Annotated in this window: 11 protein-coding genes and 1 riboswitch; all 11 genes read right to left on the bottom strand. The window is 61.9% G+C overall.

Annotated features, from left to right (window positions below; all coding sequences use genetic code 11):
- Positions 1-86 precede the first annotated feature (86 nt).
- The 11 genes from ACUVTU_RS08100 to ACUVTU_RS08050 all read right to left on the bottom strand — a co-directional run bounded on the left by ACUVTU_RS08100 (position 87) and on the right by ACUVTU_RS08050 (position 17573).
- The gene (locus ACUVTU_RS08100) at positions 87-1904 is read right to left on the bottom strand and encodes an ABC transporter ATP-binding protein (RefSeq protein WP_445889459.1); all 1818 of its coding nucleotides are present in this window, start codon (positions 1902-1904) and stop codon (positions 87-89) included.
- Positions 1877-2797: an energy-coupling factor transporter transmembrane component T gene (locus tag ACUVTU_RS08095; protein ID WP_445889458.1), complete on the bottom strand. Its 921-nt coding sequence runs from the start codon at positions 2795-2797 to the stop codon at positions 1877-1879. Before ACUVTU_RS08095 ends, ACUVTU_RS08100 begins: the two co-directional genes overlap by 28 nt.
- A gap of 3 nt (positions 2798-2800) precedes the next feature.
- On the bottom strand, positions 2801-3619 hold the full coding sequence (locus tag ACUVTU_RS08090; protein ID WP_445889457.1) for a DUF4430 domain-containing protein: 819 nt from the start codon (positions 3617-3619) through the stop codon (positions 2801-2803).
- Positions 3620-3698: 79 nt separating this feature from the next.
- A complete protein-coding gene (locus tag ACUVTU_RS08085; RefSeq protein ID WP_445889456.1) occupies positions 3699-7187 on the bottom strand; it encodes an S-layer homology domain-containing protein in 3489 nt (1162 codons plus the stop codon).
- Positions 7188-7463: 276 nt separating this feature from the next.
- A riboswitch (cobalamin riboswitch) is annotated at positions 7464-7702 on the bottom strand.
- A 119-nt stretch (positions 7703-7821) separates the two neighbouring features.
- A complete protein-coding gene (locus ACUVTU_RS08080) occupies positions 7822-8295 on the bottom strand; it encodes a DUF134 domain-containing protein (RefSeq protein WP_445889455.1) in 474 nt (157 codons plus the stop codon).
- Positions 8296-8701: 406 nt separating this feature from the next.
- Positions 8702-10462, bottom strand: a complete 1761-nt coding sequence (locus ACUVTU_RS08075) for a formate--tetrahydrofolate ligase (protein WP_445889454.1) — start codon at positions 10460-10462, stop codon at positions 8702-8704.
- Positions 10463-10521: 59 nt separating this feature from the next.
- Positions 10522-10914, bottom strand: coding sequence for a thioesterase family protein (locus tag ACUVTU_RS08070; protein ID WP_445889453.1), 393 nt, complete (start codon positions 10912-10914; stop codon positions 10522-10524).
- Between the two features lie 244 nt (positions 10915-11158).
- On the bottom strand, positions 11159-11608 hold the full coding sequence (gene ndk, locus ACUVTU_RS08065) for a nucleoside-diphosphate kinase (protein ID WP_445889452.1): 450 nt from the start codon (positions 11606-11608) through the stop codon (positions 11159-11161).
- A gap of 106 nt (positions 11609-11714) precedes the next feature.
- Complete coding sequence (gene ftsH, locus ACUVTU_RS08060; RefSeq protein WP_445889451.1) at positions 11715-13541, bottom strand: ATP-dependent zinc metalloprotease FtsH; 1827 nt, start codon at positions 13539-13541, stop codon at positions 11715-11717.
- 34 nt (positions 13542-13575) lie between these two features.
- On the bottom strand, positions 13576-15054 hold the full coding sequence (gene tilS, locus ACUVTU_RS08055) for a tRNA lysidine(34) synthetase TilS (protein WP_445889450.1): 1479 nt from the start codon (positions 15052-15054) through the stop codon (positions 13576-13578).
- Positions 15055-15182: 128 nt separating this feature from the next.
- The gene (locus ACUVTU_RS08050) at positions 15183-17573 is read right to left on the bottom strand and encodes a SpoIIE family protein phosphatase (RefSeq protein ID WP_445889449.1); all 2391 of its coding nucleotides are present in this window, start codon (positions 17571-17573) and stop codon (positions 15183-15185) included.
- Between the last annotated feature and the right edge of the window lie 27 nt (positions 17574-17600).

Genomic DNA, 17600 nt, shown 5'->3' with positions numbered 1-17600 from the left:
CCGGCCGAGAACCAGGGCCAAAATCTTTGGGAACAACCGCTACTCTATCCGGTAACTGCCTCGGTTGGACCGGCCCTCATTTACCTTTACATCCGGCGGCCGCTCCAACTTGCGGTAATGTTTTCCTGTCCGGACGCTTCCTCATTCCGCCTTACCAGGCCCCAGAAGCGGCTGATCTGAGGCGCATAAAACAGGGAGCGCTCCAGCACCGGAGCCGCCTCACCCCGGGCAACAATTTCACCGGCAAACAAAAGGGCAGCCTGCTGAGCATAGCTGGCCGCAAACTCCACATCGTGGGTGACCAGGATGATGCCCCGCCCCTCACCGGCCAGTTTTTGCAGCATTTCGCCCAGTTCCCGCTTCAGCCGGGCGTCCAGCCCCCGGGTGGGCTCGTCCAGCAGCCCAAGGGGCGGTTCGGCGGCCAGCACGGCGGCCAGGGCGGCCCGCTGGCGCTGGCCGCTGCTCAAATCCCGAGGGTGGCAATAGCGATACTCTGCCAGTTGCAGGGCGGCCAGCAATTCCCCAACGTACTCCCCTTCGGTTGGCAGCCCCAGATTGCGCCGGGTAAACAGGATTTCTTCCTCCAGCGTGTTGTGGTAAAGGTAGTCGCCCGGCTGCTGGGATAGATACCCCACCAGCCGGCCCAGGGCACTGCGGGGAATGGCGGACAAATCCCGCCCCTGCACCCGCACCCGTCCGGCGGCCGGTTTTAAAAGGCCGGTGAGCACCTTTAACAGGGTGGTCTTGCCCGCTCCGTTGGGACCGAGCAGGGCCAGGATGTCGCCAGGCGCCAGCTGCAGGTCTACTCCGCGCAGCACATCGCCCTTTGCGGGATAGGCCAACCAGACACCGCGCGCCTCTACCAGAGAAGGCTGCCGGGCGGTTTTGTGCCGCCTCCCGGCGTCTTTTTTTTCCTCCACCCCGCCACCAGCACTTTCCTTCATCTCCCCGCTGGAGGAAAAAAACCGCTTTACCGTCCGGCTGGCGGCACCATGCGCCTCACTATGCCCGCTGCCTGCCGAACGGCTGAGTAATAGCAACCCGGCCTCTGTCGCCGCCCGCCACACGGCCTGCCGCTGTTTTTCGCCCATTTGCTCCCAGAGGCGCCGGGCCTCCCCTACGGTAAGGGGCGGCTTTGCCACACCGGCCCGGGCAAACAGGGAGGCCAGGGAGGGCACAAAGGGCCAGCCCCGCTCCACCTGCCAGGCGGCTGCCGCAGCTGGTGAGCCCTGGAAAGCCAGCCGCCCCGCCTCCAGCAGCACTACCCGATCGGCCAGATGATAGCAGCGCTCCAGGCGTTGCTCCACCAGCACAATGGTCAGGCCAAAATCCTCGTGCAGGCGCCGGAGCAGCTCCAATATTTCCTCGGCCGCCCCGGGATCAAGCTGGGATGTGGGCTCATCCAGAATCAGCACCCAGGGCTGCATAGCCAATACCGCCCCTATAGCCAGCTTTTGCTTTTCGCCACCCGACAGGGTGACCGAATAGCGCCGGGCCGCCTCCTGCAGGTCCAGAAAACCCAGCACTTCAGCCACCCGCTGGCGCATCTGGTCAGCGGCCATCCCCAGATTTTCCAGGCCAAAGGCCACTTCGGCCTCGGCACCCAGCATGACCAGCTGGTTTTCCGGCTCCTGAAAGACCATACCCACCCGGCGGGCCAGCTGCCTTTGATCCATCCGGCTTAAGGGGCAGCCCTGGAAAAACACCTCGCCCCCCATCCGCCCACCGTAAAACTCGGGCACCAGACCGGCCAGGGCCCGGGCCAGGGTGGACTTGCCGCTGCCCGAACCGCCCAGTAAAAGCACAAACTCGCCCGGATGAATACGCAGATTTATCCCCTGCAGGGCCGGACGCTCGGCAGCCGGGTAATAGTAGGTCAGCTCTTTGATTTCCAGTAGCGCCAATATTTTTCCCCCCATCCGGCCGGGGCCGGCCAGCCCAGCAGCAGGAACAGGGCCAGCAAAATTGCCCCGGTTTGTTTGCCGGCCAGCAGAGGTGAAAGTCGTGGATAATAGATAAAAGCAGCCGCGCCGCCCATGATCGACCAGGCCGTCAGCCCCACCGCCAGCACACTGCTGCCGGCCACCAGGGTATCCCGCCGGCGCCATTTTTCCCGGCTGTAGCGGCTGGCCGGGCCGCTGCCCAGCGCCCGGGCCTGCATGGCCTCGGCAGTCTGGAAAGCGTCCTCCAGCGCCGTAAGCAGCAGAATGTTAAACACGGTTAAATATTTGCCCGCCCGCTCCTTCAGGCCGCCCCGGCCAAAATCCACCCCGCGCAAAGTCTGCACTTCTACAATGTTATGCAAGTTCAGGGCCAGGCGGGGCACCAGCCGGGTGCTCAATGCCAGCAGCAGAGCAAGGCGCCGGGCCGGACGGGCCAGCAGGCCCAGCAGGCGATCGGGGTGAATGAGCTGGTTGAAGATGACAAATACTCCCAAAACGGCCAGCAAGCGCACCCCGCTGGCCGCGCCATAACAGAGCGCTTCCATGGTCACCGGCGGCCCGCCGGGCAGGGGCAGGTGCCCAAGCACGGTATGCCCCGCCCGAATGAGCAGTGGGTTGAGCAGGGCGGCCAGCGCCGCCATGTAGAGGCCGGGGCGTAAAAAGTACTCCCCCGCTTCCCAGGCCCCCAGGGCGGTAATACCGGCCACCACCAAACCCAGGGCCGCCAGCAGATATAAAGGATGGTCCGTACTCAAAGCCAACACCAGCAGGGCACCCAGGTAAACCAGGGCCGCCAGCGGATGCCAGCTCTGCAGCCAGCTGCCCCGCTCCCGGTAAAAAAGTTTGTGCCACATGACTTACCTTTTCAATTCCTCCCAGACGGGCACCGGATCACCCATTTTGTTACTGTACCACCAGATCACTTTGTCTCCGGGCTGCAGGGTTTTGCGGTCGGCGGTCACGGCGGGGATTTCCTGATTCACCTTGTACATCCAGCCCGCCTGGCCTTTGTTTTCCTGCCCGGCAATGGCGGTTACAAAGCCGGGAAAGCGGGATGAAAGCTGGTAGCCCAGACCGGCCAGGTCCAGCACATCCAGGGCAGTGGGTGGTGTCCGGCCGGCGGCCGGCAGGGGCAGCAGCGCCGGGCCGAACAGCAGCTCACCCTGGCGGCCAACTACCGCCAGCCCCACCATACCGCGGTCATACCCGCTCTTCTCCCGGCCAAGCTCATCCGCCCCGCCGGGAGAAGCGGGCGGCCTGGCTGTCGTCGACCCGGCAGTTGCTCCGCCAGCAACGCTGCCAGCAACCCCATTCCGCTCCGCTCCGGAACCCTGGCCCGCCGCCCCCGGCGCGGGGTAGGCTCCGGTACTGCCCGGTTTACCTTCCCCCTTATCCTGCACCGTCAGCCCGCTACCGCCATCGGCAGCAGTACCGCCAACACCCCCCGCGCTGCCGGCACCGGGCCCGGCATCCACCCGGGAAGCGGTATTGACGGGCTGACCATTGCTCCCGGTTCCTGCCCCTGTCTCCGGTATTTGCTGTGCCGCCTCCGGCCCGGCCAAAGCAGTTCCCCTGTCAGTATCCTGCCAGTAATTGTAGAAAAGGGGTCCCAGCAGGGCGACCAATATGAACAACAGCGGTACCAAATAAATCAACGCATTACTTCGCCGGTTCACGGTATACACTCCTCAAAAGCCGGCCGGAAGCTTTCCCAACCTCCCGGCCGGCCCATCATCATTGGTGTGCACTGCACCTCTAGGGCGTCATTTCCAGCTGCAAAGCCCGCTGCAGGATCACCGCGCATTCGGCTCTGGTCAGGGGTGCCGCAGGATTAAGCCTTCCCTGGGCATCACCCCGCACCAAACCGGCCCGCACTGCCGCCTGCACACCCTCCCGGGCCCAGTCGGCCACCCCGGCAGCATCGGCAAAGGAAAGGGCTTGTTCGCCGGCGGCCAGTTCCCAGGCCCGGGCCAGCACCACCAGAAACTCCTGCCGACTAATGGGACGCTGCGGCGCAAATACCCCCCCGGCATCGCCTTGCATCAAGCCAGCCCGGCGCACGGCGGTCACGGCCGGAGCATACCAGTCGCTGGCCTGCACATCGCTAAACTGTGCTGCGTTGCCGTTCTCCCAGGATAACCCCAGCATCCGGCTGAGCAGGGCGGCCAGCTCGGCCCGGCTGAGCGACCGCTGCGGGGCAAACCTGTCCTGCCCCACCCCGTTGACTACTTCCCAGGCGGCCAGTTCCTGCACCGCCGGCCGGGCCCACTGCCACTGCTCGTCCTGCAGATCCAAGAAGGACACCTGCTTGCTCCGGTATAAGAGTACCAGGTAGCCACCCTGTTCCACCCGGGCCAGTACCTGCCGGCCGGCCTCGTCCAGCACGGCGGGCAGGGTCAGCCACTTTTGTCCGGCCGTCCACAGGGCCGGTTGCAGATTCTCTCCTTTTAAATATGCCGGCCAGGCGGACTTCAGCATCAATTGCAGGGATTTTCCGGTTGTCAGCGCCGGCAGTTCCAGCTTGTAGCAGGTAGAAACCACCCGCCAGCCGGAGGGCAGGGCGCTTTTGGCCTCTGCCGGCAGGCCGCTGCTCACCTCGCGCAGGGTCACCCGGCCAGCTGCCGCCAGCGCCCCTTCGGGCACCAGCAGGGCGGCCTCACCGGCCTGATCCTTCAGGAGAGCATTTTCACCCTTTTTCAGATCCTTCTCCAGGGCGGCCTGATGGCCGGCCAGTTCCTTCTGCAGCCGCCGCAAATCTTGATAAGCCGGCCTTATCGCTGCGGCCAGCAGGCGCACCGCCTGCCCCGCCTGCTCCAGGGAAGCCGCGCCGCCGGTCAAACTGCCCAGTTCCTGGAGGGCCTTTTCTCCAGCCGGCAGTTTTAACCCGCTCGGGCTGACGGCTGCACTGGCTGCATTACTGACCCCGCCGCTGCTCCCGGTATTGTTTTGTTTTTCCAGCTCATTCCAGGTGGGCACAGGATTGTTCATATCCTTGCTGTACCACCAAATCACTTTATCCCTGGCCTGCACCGCCTTCTGGCTGGCCAGCACCATGGGCACCTGGCCGTTCACACTGTACATCCAGCCCTGCATACCGCTGTTGGCCTGCCCGGCAATGGCCGTCACAAAGCCATCGCGATGGGTGAAGCTCAGGCCGGTGGCTTCCAGCGCTCCCAGGGCGGTCAGCCCCCAGCGGCCGCCGGCTTCCACCTCCACCAGCCCGGGGCGGAAAAGCAGTTCTCCATCCCGGCCCTGCACCGCAATGTACACCTTGACGGCAGCAGTAACCGTCCCGCCGCCACTGCCGCCGCTACCACCCCCGCCACTTTCGCTGCTGCCCGCACTGTCCGGCCAAGCCAGCACAGCGGTCAGCACCCAGGTGGCATCCATGGTGTTACGGGCAGCCCCGAAGGTACCGTCGGCCGCGTTATAGCTGTTTTGCCGCAGGTAATCCAGCGGGGTTTTACCGGCGCTGTTCTTCCAGCGGGCGGCATCTTGACCCAAGTGTTTTAAAGTGAGCAGCAGCTCGGCGTTGTCCACCGCCGGGTCGTCAAAAGGGGTGGCATATACGCCGCCATCGGCCTGCTGCAGGCCTTTCAAGTAAGCCAGTCCCTTTTGTACCGCCTGCTGCACCGCCGCCTCCTGGTAGCCGGGCAGATATTTCAGGACCCGCAGGGCCTGGGCGGTGGAAAGAAAGTCGGGGTAGTATTGATCAAAGGTTTCCCCCCAGGAGCCGTCCGCCGCCTGTTTGCTCAAGACATAAGCGCGGGCGGCGCTCTGGTCAATCTGGCCCAGCTGTCCGGTCTCGCCCAGGGCCAGCAGCACCCAGAAGTCGCTGTAGACGCTGTTTTCAAAAGAACCGGCCCCGGCACCCTCCTTAATCTGCCGCCCGGCCAGCAGGCTGGCCAGCCGCTCTTTCAGCTCATTCTGCTCCGGCCAGTGGTTTAACGCCTGCAGGCACCCGGCCAGGGTCTTGCTGCGCGATTTCACTGTCAGCTCGGTCGCCGGGCGGTTATTGGCCAGGGCGGCCAGCAACACCTCGGCGCTGGCAAAGGTGCTGTCATACTGCACCCGGATGGCCCCGGTATCACGATCCTGGATGTCCTTCAGATAGATAAAACCAGCCTCAATATCTCGGGCTACCTCACTGCCCGCCGTGCCGGCGGTGGAAAAGTAGCTCAAGGCGGTCAGCACCTGGCCGGTCAAATCGGCCTCCTCGGGCTCATAGCTGCCCCAGGCTACCCCGGCTGCCTGCCCCCAGGAGTTCTGATGGGTGTGTTTGTAGCGGTTCAGATAGGCCAGGGCGGCCTGCTGATCCAGCCCGGATAGTTTACCGGCCTGGCCCAGTGCGGTCAGCACCAGCACATCTTCATAGATGCTGTCACCAAAATAAACCTGCCCGTTTACCGTTTGCTGTTTAGTCAGAATGGCCCCGGCCAACTGGTTGACCAAATCATGCTGCGGCTCCACCGCCACCACCGCCAGCAGGTGTTTGGCCAGTTCCCCCGCTCCCAGGCTATCGCTGCTGCCATAAGCCTGCTCAGCCGTGCTCAGCACCTGGTCGTACAAACTGCCGGCGCTTGCCCGCCATTTGTCCGCCTTAAGATCCTCTCCGGCTACTGCCAGCGCCTGCACACAGCGATAGTCAAACTGCCCGGCGGCAGCGTACTGCCCGCTGTTTTTCTGATACTCACTGTGCAGGTAGCCCACCGCCCGGGTGATAGCCCCCTCCAGCACACCGCTTTCCCCATCTGGCAGCCAGTTTTTCTTTCGGGCTTCCGCCAGGGCCTGCAGGGCCGCTTTGGTGCCATAAAGGTTGGCGTAGGGACCGAAACTGCCGTCCGGGTTCTGGGTGCCCATGATATAACTGACCGGCGAAACCCGGTCGCCCAGTAGTCCGGCCAGCACCACCAGCCGGTTTTGCAAACTGGCGTCACCGGCCGTGCGTTTGGCCGCCGCCGTCCATTTGCTGCCGCCCAGCTCCTCACCGGCCAACAGCAAAATATGGGCGGTGTAGCCGTCCAGATCCTCACCGGCGGCAAAACGCCCCTGAATAAACTCCACCGCCTTGCTCTTGAGCTGCTGATCGCCAATCTGGGCGGCCGGTGCCCTGGACGGGGAGAAAAGACCCGCCAGAACCAGCAGCAGGGCCAGAAAAACCGGCCATACCGCCCCCGTACACCCTCTTGCTCTGCTACAGGCCGCGCGGTTAAACACTCCCTTAAATCCCGCCAGCTGCCCCATTGCACATACCTCCCACAAAATTACTCATCTATTTTTACCCACCGGCTTACCCCGCCGGCCGGGGAGTGGAAAAAAGAATGGTCCCGGCGGAACGGCTGTCCCGCCGGTGAACAAGAGGAGAAATATAAGGGTAGGAGATGAATGATAAGGATGGGGTTAAAAATTAAAGCCCCGCTTTCCCGTAAAGGAAAGCGGGGCTTTGTCTGCACCTAGAAAGCTACCCGGTAAGTAACCAGGTAAACGAGCAGCCCAGCACCGGCCTTTCCTCGGAAGGCGATACTGCATTCCGCCCAGGCAGGTCTCCTGACTTGTGGATCCACACCGCTTTTAGCTCCAGCCTTCCCGGGCACCCCGCCATTACTGGCCGGGCTCATCGCCCAGTGACTGCCGCCCCTTGGGGACGGTGGACTGCGCTAAAAGGGCTCCCCACTTACAGTGGCCGGACCGTCCGGGATTTGCACCCGGTTCCCTTTTCACCCCGGCAAAGCCGGGGCACCTGCGCGGTAGCTATATAATTGTCCAAACAACCAGAGTCGCTCTACCGGCCTCACACCGGCCAGCGTCCCTTGCCAGCATCATACCACCTATTTGCCGGGCTGTCCAGAGGGTATTTGAACAGAATTATAATAATATTTCACTCCAACTCCTTCTCCCGCCCGTCCTGCCAGCGGTGGCAGTTGAAGGGCGTACCGTCCAGGTTGATGCGGTAGATGTCCCGCTCGGCACACTGGGGGCATTTCATTTCGGAAAAACGCTGGCCCTGACCGCAAGGAATTTCCCACTCGTGGTGGCAGCGGCTGCATTTGAAGCGCTTCATCACCAGCTGGAAGTGGCCGCCTTCCATGCGGATGGCTTTGCCGTTGACCAAAGCATCGGCAATTTTGCTGCGGGCGGCAATGAGAATGCGGTGGTAGGTGGGGCGGGAAACGCCCATTTTTTCGGCGCATTCTTCCTGCTCCAGGCCCAGCAGGTCTTTTAAGCGAATGGCCTCTACTTCCTCAATGGTCACAGTAACCTCGGAAAGGGCGCTTAAGGGCACCCCGGCCGGCTTAAAGAAGGTCAGTTCTGGAATGTATTCCACGCGGCGGCACTTGGGCGGTCTGGACATGAGCTTTTCTCCTCCTGCTATAAGTTTCAGCTAAAAATTTGTTTTGCTTATGTTTTTATCTATGCACATAAACACCTACATTATAGATGCCCGCCCTTCGCGTGTCAATAATTTTACTTGCGTCCGGATAATATTTTTGTCCATTCAATGCCCCAATAAGACCATTACGGCCTGTTCATCAATGTAAACAATCATACACATAAATTATTAGGCTTTACAGCGTCTTTATGCACCATTGTTCCCGCCCACTCGCCCGCACATTTTTCATACATTTCACTGCCTATATCCTGCCCTGAGCAGACAAAATGACCCCTTTGGCGCTACCCGGTCATATAAAAGCCCCCGGCCAAAAATCCGGGGGCTTTTTTCTGTATCCAGGGGGTGATCAGGTTATTAACGCCAGTCTTTAGAACAGACCCTTCACCGCGCCGGTCTCCACATCCACGTCGATACGGCGGAAGGCCGGGTCGGAGCTGGTGCCGGGCATCAGGCTGATGGTACCGGTCATGGGGCAGAGGAACTTGGCGCCGGCAAAGATGAGCACGTCGCGCACCGGCAGCACCCAGCCCTTGGGCACGCCCTTCAGGTTGGGGTCGGCACTTAAGGAGAGGTGGGTCTTGACCATCATAGTGGCAAAGTCTCTGTATTCGGGATTTTCCTCGAACATCTTGGCCTTGGCTTCGGCTTCCGGCGTCCAGGTCACGCCGTCGGCGCCGTAGACTTCGCGGGCGATGGTTTCCACGCGCTGGCGCAGCGGCATTTCCAGCGGATAGAGGAACTTGAAGTCCACTTTTTCGTTGCAGGCGTCGATGACCGCGTCGGCCAGCTCCAAGGCACCTTCGCCGCCCTTGAGCCAGTGCTCGGACAGGGCGCAGCGGGCGCCGGCCTGCTCGGCATAGCGGCGCACCATGGCAATCTCTTCCTTGGTGTCGGTGTGGAAAGCGTTGATGCACACCACGGGGTTGATGCCCGCTTTACGCACAATGCCGATGTGGTGCAGCAGGTTGGGAATACCCTTTTCCAGCAGCTCCAGGTTTTCCTTGGTGTATTCTTCGGGCAGGGGACGGCCCGGCACTACTTTGGGACCACCGCCGTGCATCTTGAGGGCGCGGATGGTGGTGGTGACCACGGACACGTTGGGAGTAAGCCCGCTCATGCGGCACTTGACGTTCCAGAACTTTTCAAAGCCGATGTCGGCAGCAAAGCCGCTCTCGGTGATGTGGTAGTCGAACATCTTCAGACCAATGCGGTCGGCGATGATGGAGGACTGCCCGATGGCGATGTTGGCGAAGGGACCGGCGTGCACCAGGACGGGCTGGTATTCGGCCGTGCTGATCAGGGTGGGGTTGATGGCGTTGCGCATGAAGGCAGTCATGGCGCCGGCCACTTCCAGGTCCTCGGCGGTCACCGGGCGGCCCTTTTTGTCGTAGGCCACGATGATCTTGCCGATGCGCTGGCGCAGATCCTTGAGGTCGGTAGCCACAGCCAGGATGGCCATCAGCTCGGAACTCACGGCAATGCCGAACTTGGACTGCATCATGTAGCCGTCCATCTTGCCGCCGATACCAATGATGATGTTGCGCAGGGCCTGAGCGCAGAAGTCGATGACCCAGCCCATCTGCACGTTGGTGGGGTCGATGTCCAGGCGGCGCAGGTTGCGCTTGGCCAGCTCGGCATCGTCATAGTTGCGCTCATGCTGCATGCGGGCGGTCAGGGCCACCATGCACAGGTTGTGGGCGTTGACGATGTCGTTCAGGTCGCCGGTCAGGCCCAGAGAGAACTCGGTCATGGGGATGGCCAGCGCGTTGCCGCCCCCGGCCGCGGTGCCCTTGATGTTGAAGGTGGGGCCGCCGGATGGCTGGCGAATGGCTGCGCCCACATTCATGCCCCGCTTGCCCAGACCTTCGGTCAGGCCCATGGTGGTGGTGGTTTTGCCTTCGCCCAGCGGAGTGGGGGTGATGGCGGTAACGTTGATGTACTTGCCGTCCGGACGGCCTTCCAGCCGCTTGATGATCTTCATGAAATCCAGCTTGCAGATGCGGCCGTAGGGGATGATCTCATCCTTGTCCAGGCCCAGCTTCTCCGCCCACTGCATGGGGGTGGGCATGTTCTTCTCCGCCAGTTCGGCAATCTCATAGTCCTTGAGCTTGGTTGCATCGTAGGGCATACTCTTTTCCCTCTCCCTTCCAGAAATGGTGATATGGATTATTCCGGCCCGGCCGCGGCCTAACCCAGTTTGGCCGCCGCCCGGCTTAAAAACTTGTCCACCTGCACGATGAAACGTTCATGGATCCCCTGGCCCACCAGGTCCTTCTCGTCCCGCGCCTCCACCCGGAAGACCAGGCGCCGGCCGTCCACCTCCACCAGTTCCGAGGTGGCGGTGACCTGCATACCCGGCGGTGTGGCCGCCAGGTGCTGTACATCCACTTTTATTCCCACCGTGGTCTGGCCGGGCGGCAGGTAGGGCTGCACCGACTGGAGAGCCGCCTCCTCCATCAGTCCGATCATGGCCGGGGTGGCGAAAACCCGGATGCTGCCGCTGCCGTAGGCAATGGCGGTATTCTGGTCGGTGCAGGATGTACTGGCGCTTCCCTTGATACCCGGCTGAAGGTCAGCCATAATTGACCACCCTTTCTAAATATTAAATTAACTTCGGCAATCATCAGAGAATTCCTGCTAATGATAATATTTTTGTTTGGTTTAATATTTTTATTATAAATTATGTTTATTAATTATCACTTTACATGTTTACAGTAACAGGTCGGCTGCCAGCCCCCCAAAACCACCTCCGGCCGTGACTGCAGCAAGAGCTGCAAGTTCCCGAAAAAGCCAAAGGCACCCCCTAAAGAGGGTGCTCTCTGGCCTACTCATATATCCAGCATTCCAGTGTCCGGCTGTATTCCACCAGCTCCTCCGGACGGAAAAAGATGCCAATCTCCCGCTCCGCACTGGCGGGCGAGTCCGAGCCGTGGATGACATTGCGGCCGATGTCCATACCGTAAGTGGCCCGGATGGTGCCCGGCGCCGCCTTGAGGGGATCGGTGGCCCCCATCATTTCCCGCACGGTGCGCACGGCATCCTTGCCTTCCAGCACCATGGCCACCACCGGCCCCGAGGTGATGTACTCCACCAGGGGGGCGTAAAAGGGTTTGCCCTTGTGCTCACCGTAGTGGCGCTCGGCCAGTTCGGGAGTAATGCGCAGCATTTTCAGCCCCACCATCTTCAGGCCCTTTTTTTCAAAGGCAGCCAGAATTTCCCCCACCAGCCCGCGCTGCACCCCGTCGGGCTTGATCATTACATAGGTTCTTTCCATTGCCGCTTGCCTCTCCTCTCAACTTTAGGGAAGATTTCTGTGATATTTTTTCCGCAAACCTGTCCGCCATACCGGCAAGACCGGCTCTACAGCTAAAGAAACCTGCTTACTGCACCTTGTGCGGTTCGATGCCGTTTTCCCGCATGATGGCGGCAAATTCCTCGGCCTCCAGGGTCTCTTTCTCCATCAGGGCGCCAGCAATCTGGTGCAGCACATCCATGTAGCGCTCCAGTATTTCCCGGGCCCGGTTGTAGTTCTGGTCGATAATGCGCCGCACTTCCCGGTCGATGGCCGAGGCCACTTCCTCGCCGTAGTTGCGGTCGCGGGCCAGGTCACGCCCCAGGAAGACCGCCTCCTGCTTGCGCCCCAGCGTGAGAGGCCCCAGCTCGTCGCTCATGCCGTACTCCATGACCATGCGCCGCACAATTTCGGTAGCCCGTTCCAGGTCGTTCTGCGCTCCAGTACTGATCTCCTTGAGCACCACGGCTTCGGCCACCCGGCCGCCCAGCAGCATGGTCACCTGGTCCAGCAGCATGGAGCGGGTCATATAGTAGCGGTCCTCCTTGGGCAGAAGCAGGGTGTAACCACCGGCCCGGCCGCGGGGAATGATGCTCACTTTGTGCACCGGGTCGGTGTTGGGCAGCACATAGCCCACCAGGGCGTGACCGGCCTCGTGGTAGGAAACCAGCCGCTTTTCTTTTTCGCTGATCACTTTGGACTTTTTCTCGGGACCGGCAATCACCCGTTCAATGGAGTTTTCCAGTTCATCCATGCCAATTTGCCTTTTATTGAAACGGGCCGCCAGCAGGGCCGCCTCGTTGACCAGGTTGGCCAGATCGGCCCCGGTAAAACCGGGGGTGCGCCGCGCCAGCACATCCAGGTCCACATCGGGGGCCAGCGGCTTGCCCCGCACATGCACTTTTAAAATATCCTTGCGCCCGTTCAAGTCGGGCACATCCACCACAATCTGCCGGTCGAAACGTCCCGGACGCAGCAGCGCCGGGTCCAGAATGTCCGGCCGGTTGGTGGCGGCAATGATGATAATCCCTTCATTGGGGGCGAAACCGTCCATCTCTACCAGCAGCTGGTTGAGGGTCTGCTCGCGCTCGTCATGACCGCCGCCCAGCCCGGCCCCCCGCTGCCGGCCCACCGCATCAATCTCGTCGATGAACACGATGCAGGGAGCGTTTTTCTTGGCCTGGTCGAACAGGTCGCGCACCCGCGAGGCCCCCACACCCACAAACATCTCCACAAAGTCGGAACCGCTGATGGTAAAGAAGGGCACCCCGGCCTCACCGGCCACCGCCCGGGCCAGCAGCGTCTTGCCCGTACCGGGCGGGCCAAAGAGCAGAACACCCTTGGGGATGCGCGCCCCCAGCTCGTTGTACTTGTGGGGGTTTTTCAAGAACTCCACAATTTCCTGCAGCTCTTCCTTCACTTCATCGGCCCCGGCCACATCGGCAAAGGTCACCCGCCGCTTGTCATCGGTGATCATGCGAGCGCGGCTCTTGCCGAAGGACATCACCCGGTTGCCGCCGCCCTGGGTCTGCTGCATGAGGAAGAAGAACAGAAAAACGAAAATCAATATGGGCAGCAGGCTGGTCAAAAGTCCGGTCCACCAGGCCGGCTGGGGCGGCTTGATATACCGCCGCGGGATGTTTTTCTCCTGGAGCAAGGTGTTCAGCAACTGATCATTCTGCGGTGCGGTGAGTTCAAACTTGCTACCGGTTCTGGTTTCGCCGCTAATCAGGTTTACGCCATCATCGGCCTGAATGCTCACACTGGCCACTTCACCGCGGTTAATTAATTCCAGAAACTGGTCGTAACGAATCTGCTCCACCGTGGTGGTCTCCGGCGCGGCGTACTTCATCAGGGCCACAATCACCAGCACGATTAACAGGTAAATGCTCAGGTTCCGCAAGACCCGGTTCAATAATGCCACTCCCCCTGTGCGCACAAAAAAAATGCTATTTCCGGTAAGACAAATGGACAATCATTTTGCTCTGCTCGGTAACCCGGCAACGATGCGCCGGGACGAATCCGGCCACCCAGACAATGCCCGCTTCATCCACCACCAGCGGGATGTGGTCCCGCTCCTCGCGCGGCACCCGCCGGTCGATAAAAAACTTTTTCAGCTTCATGCTGCCCTCCAGCCCCAGGGGCGCAAACCAATCCCCCGGGCGGCGCCAGCGCACCATCAGATCACCCTGGATCGAGCCGGCATCCAGCACGGCCTGGTCACCGCTGATGGCGGCTGGATCGGCAATTTCCCGGGCGGGAAGCAGGCTGGCCACAATCCGGCCCTGTTGGCCCGGCAATACAGCCTCTCCCGGCACGGGCAAGGGGTAGGCCCCGCCAGGCGGCTCCTTAAGCCCGCTTTCCCGCTCTGACCACTGCCCGGCTCCGGCCTCGCTCCCGGCCTGGGCGTGGGATATAGCGGTGCCCGGCACTTGCTCTCTTTCTTTAAATATTTCCAGGCGCCCGTACCTTTTAATCAGCACCACGCCGGCCGGCCAGTCCAGCCGCCCGGCGGGTGCAGCAGCCAGGGCCATCCGCCGGGCTTTTTCCACCATGGCGAAAGTCAGCTCCCGCCCGGATACCAGCTGCCGCCAGGCCAGCCGCAGCACCCGCCGCTGCAGTGCGATTGGTAGTCCGGCAAAACCGGCCAGTTCCAGACACAGGCGGCCCGCTCCTGCCGGCTGCTGCCGGCTGACCTTTTGCAAAGCCTCCTGCGCCGCCTCCTGCAGATACTGGTCTTCGGCCGCCAAAATGGCCGCCGTGCGGGCCAGCACTTCCACAATACTGCTATTATACTGCTTTTGCAGCAGCGGTATGAGCTCCAGGCGAATTTTATTGCGCCGGTAGGCGGTTTTCAGATTGGAGCGATCCAGCGCATAGGGCAGCTCAAAAAAACGGCAATAATCCACCAGCTGCTGCTTGCGCAGGCCCAGCAGGGGCCGTATGTACAAATCCTGCCTGACCGGCAGCATGGCCGCCAGGCCCCTGCTCCCCGCACCCCAGAGCAGGTGCAAAAGAAGCGTCTCGGCCTGGTCGTCGGCATGGTGGGCTAGAGCGATCCGCCCGGCCCGCACGCTGGCCGCCGTCTGCTCCAGGAAACTGTAACGCACCGCCCGGGCGGCCGCCTGCAGATTCAAGCCGTGCTGCTCACGGTAAGCCGCCACATCCCGCCGGGCCAGGTGGACCGGCACCCCCAGCCGGTGGGCCAGATCGGCCACCAGCCCGGCTTCCTCCCCGGCTTCCGGCCGCAGCAGGTGGTTGATATGGGCACAGTGTACGGAAAGCTGCCAGGCCGGCGCCAGGCGGCAGAATAGATGTAAAAGCGCCACCGAATCCGGCCCGCCCGATACCGCCACCAGTACCCGGTCCCCTTTATTTACCAGGTTTTCTTCCTCCACCGCAGATGCAAACTGCGGCAGTAAGTCCAAAACTTTCACACTCCCTGCCATTTTTTCTTCAAAAATTCCACAATGATACATGTTTTTCCTGCCTGACTGGCTTTTTTCCATAAAAAAAACCATACAATGGGCCCCGCCGTTGCCGGCGGAGCCCGGACTCATCTGGCGCTCACCCGCAGTGCCAGCACAGTCATGTCATCGTCATGCTCATCATGCCCCGTGCCGCTGCGCCGGCCACGGACCAGATTGAGCAGCAGTTCGGCCACCTCCTGGGGTTTTAAATGGGCAATTTCGGGCAGGGTTTCTTCCAGCCAGGCCATACCGCCCCCGCTTTCCCAGACCCCGTCGGTCGCCATGACCACCAGGTCTCCTTCCTGCAGCTGCTTGTGCTGCCCCACTACCTCCAGGTTGCCCACCACGCCGGGCGGCGCACCAGGCAAACCGATGGTCAGCACCCGGCGGCCGCGCACCAGCAGGGCGGGCGGCGCCGCCAGCTTGTAAAAGCGGGCCGCCCCCTGATACAGATCCATCAGCATGATGTCCAGGGTGGCAAAGCAATCCTGCTGGCCCATCAACATCAAGCCGTTGACCGTTTTCAGCGCTGTGTCCAGGGGCAGACCGGCCTGCAGCATGTGCACCATCAGGCTGACCAGTCCCCGGCTCTGGCGGGCCGCCGCCTCCCCGCTCCCGGTGCCGTCACTGAGCAAGGCGGCAAAACAGCCCTCGGGCAGCTGCACAAAATCATAACTGTCGCCCGAGACCTGCTCACCCACCCGGCAAGCCGCCGCCACACCGGTTTCCAGCACAAGTGCCACATCCTGGTAAAAGCGCACCCGGCAGGCGGGCTCGGCTTTTCCGCCGGCACTGCAGCTCGCCGTGGTAAAATGGCCGCTCAGTATTTCCGAAAGCACTGGCGCCAGGCGATAGCGGCAGTCGGCGCCATCGGCGCAGCGGCGACGGGTGAGCACGATCTCTTTGCGGGAAGGGCCACTTTCACATATTTTCAGCTCATAGACGGGAAAGCCCAGCTGCTTCAGGCGGTTTTTCAGTGTGCGGGGCGGCAGTTCCTCCCCACCCAGCCAGCTCATGTCCTCGGCCAGGGCGGCCACCATCTGGGCCGCCCCTTTAAGCTGCTGCAAAAGCACCTCCTGCCCCTCGGCCAGCCGGCTTTCCCAGTAGCTGTTCAACCGGTAGGTTTCATAAAGGCAGGCCATGGCCAGAGCCATTTCATTCAGCCGCCGGCAGCGGGACTGCAGGGGCGCGGGCAGGTCGTCGGGGGATAGGGAGCCGCTGCGCTCCAGGTGTACCAGCGCTTGGTTAATCAGCTGGCTGGTGCGAAAAAAATCCCTCTCCCAACAGTTGCGGTACATGCCGCAGTGCCGGCAAACCCGCTGCCCCACTTCCTGCACCAGCCCGGAATAACGTTCCTGCTCGGCCGGCCGGCTTTCCCGGCGGCCGCCCGTCATCACCCGGGCCAGTTCCTGGATGATCAGCTGGAAATTCTGCAGACACTGCTTAATCTCACTGCGCAGGCGATTTTCATAATCCCCGGCCACCCCCGCAGGGCCGGTTTTCAGACCGTCCAGCACCGCCTGCCATTTGGGCCAGGGCAGGATCAAAAACAGCAGCGCGGCCAGGAGGGACTCGGTCAGGTAGGTGACCAGCCCTCCCAGATCATTGACAAATACCGTAAGAATAACATTACCCAGCAGAAAACCGGTGATCACCCCAAAACGTCCGGCCGGACGGCCCAGTCCGCCCAGCAGACCGGCAAAAGCGTATGTGCCCACCATGTATGGAACCGCGCTCAACAGTGCCCCGGGCACAATGCCCACCAGCGCCCCCGCCGCCGCCCCGGCCCCGCCGCCGCCCAGGCCGGCCGCCAGCAACACCACCAGGCGGGACAAAAACCCCTTCAAGCTGACCGGTCCGTAATGCACCTCGCTGCTGCCGGCAATTACCCCGGCCAGCAACACAAACAGGCTGACGCTTTCCTCAAAGCTCAGAGCGCGCACACCGCTGAATTCCCGCACTGTCTGATAGAACAGGCGCACCACGGGCACCAATAGCCCCAGCAGGATGGCTTCAAAAAGCGCCCCGTAATAGGCGAAGGTGCTGCCGCCGCTCACCGCCAGAAAGGCCGCTTTGATCACCAGCAGCAGCGCAGCGCTGCCCAGGGGCAGGAAGTATTTTTGCTGCCTGGCCGCAGGCGGCAGAAACACGCCCAGCATGAAAAGACCGCCCTGCACAGCCAGATTGGGCCAGAACAGGCCTGGCGGCAGCACTGTAACCATGCCCAGAGCGGCCAAAGCCGCCCAGGGCCAGGTGCGCCACAGGCCATCGGCCGCCGCCACCACGGTGAAGGCGGCAGCAAAGGGCATCAGTTCGCCCAGTACGGCCGCCCGGCCCAGCAAAAAAGCTACGGCCGCCATCAAAAGCCATCTCCGGCCATCCATCCCGCCCAGCCCGAGCAGGCGATCTTTTCGCCCGGCGGCAGCACCGCTGCGCATCTCCCTGCGGAAAGTGTACACATCGGTTTTGGACAACAAATACACCCACCTCCTGCCTGGATGATC

It is taken from the genome of Desulfurispora sp., assembly GCF_052744395.1.
This window is presented reverse-complemented; position numbering and strand designations above follow the sequence as displayed.

Bases quoted from the DNA above. Each gene is read 5' to 3' on its own strand.
- ACUVTU_RS08095 (WP_445889458.1), bottom strand. From the start codon at position 2,797: ATGTGGCACAAACTTTTTTACCGGGAGCGGGGCAGCTGGCTGCAGAGC.
- ACUVTU_RS08075 (WP_445889454.1), bottom strand. From the start codon at position 10,462: ATGCCCTACGATGCAACCAAGCTCAAGGACTATGAGATTGCCGAACTG.
- ACUVTU_RS08070 (WP_445889453.1), bottom strand. From the start codon at position 10,914: ATGGCTGACCTTCAGCCGGGTATCAAGGGAAGCGCCAGTACATCCTGC.
- ACUVTU_RS08080 (WP_445889455.1), bottom strand. From the start codon at position 8,295: ATGTCCAGACCGCCCAAGTGCCGCCGCGTGGAATACATTCCAGAACTG.
- ndk (WP_445889452.1), bottom strand. From the start codon at position 11,608: ATGGAAAGAACCTATGTAATGATCAAGCCCGACGGGGTGCAGCGCGGG.
- ACUVTU_RS08085 (WP_445889456.1), bottom strand. From the start codon at position 7,187: ATGGGGCAGCTGGCGGGATTTAAGGGAGTGTTTAACCGCGCGGCCTGT.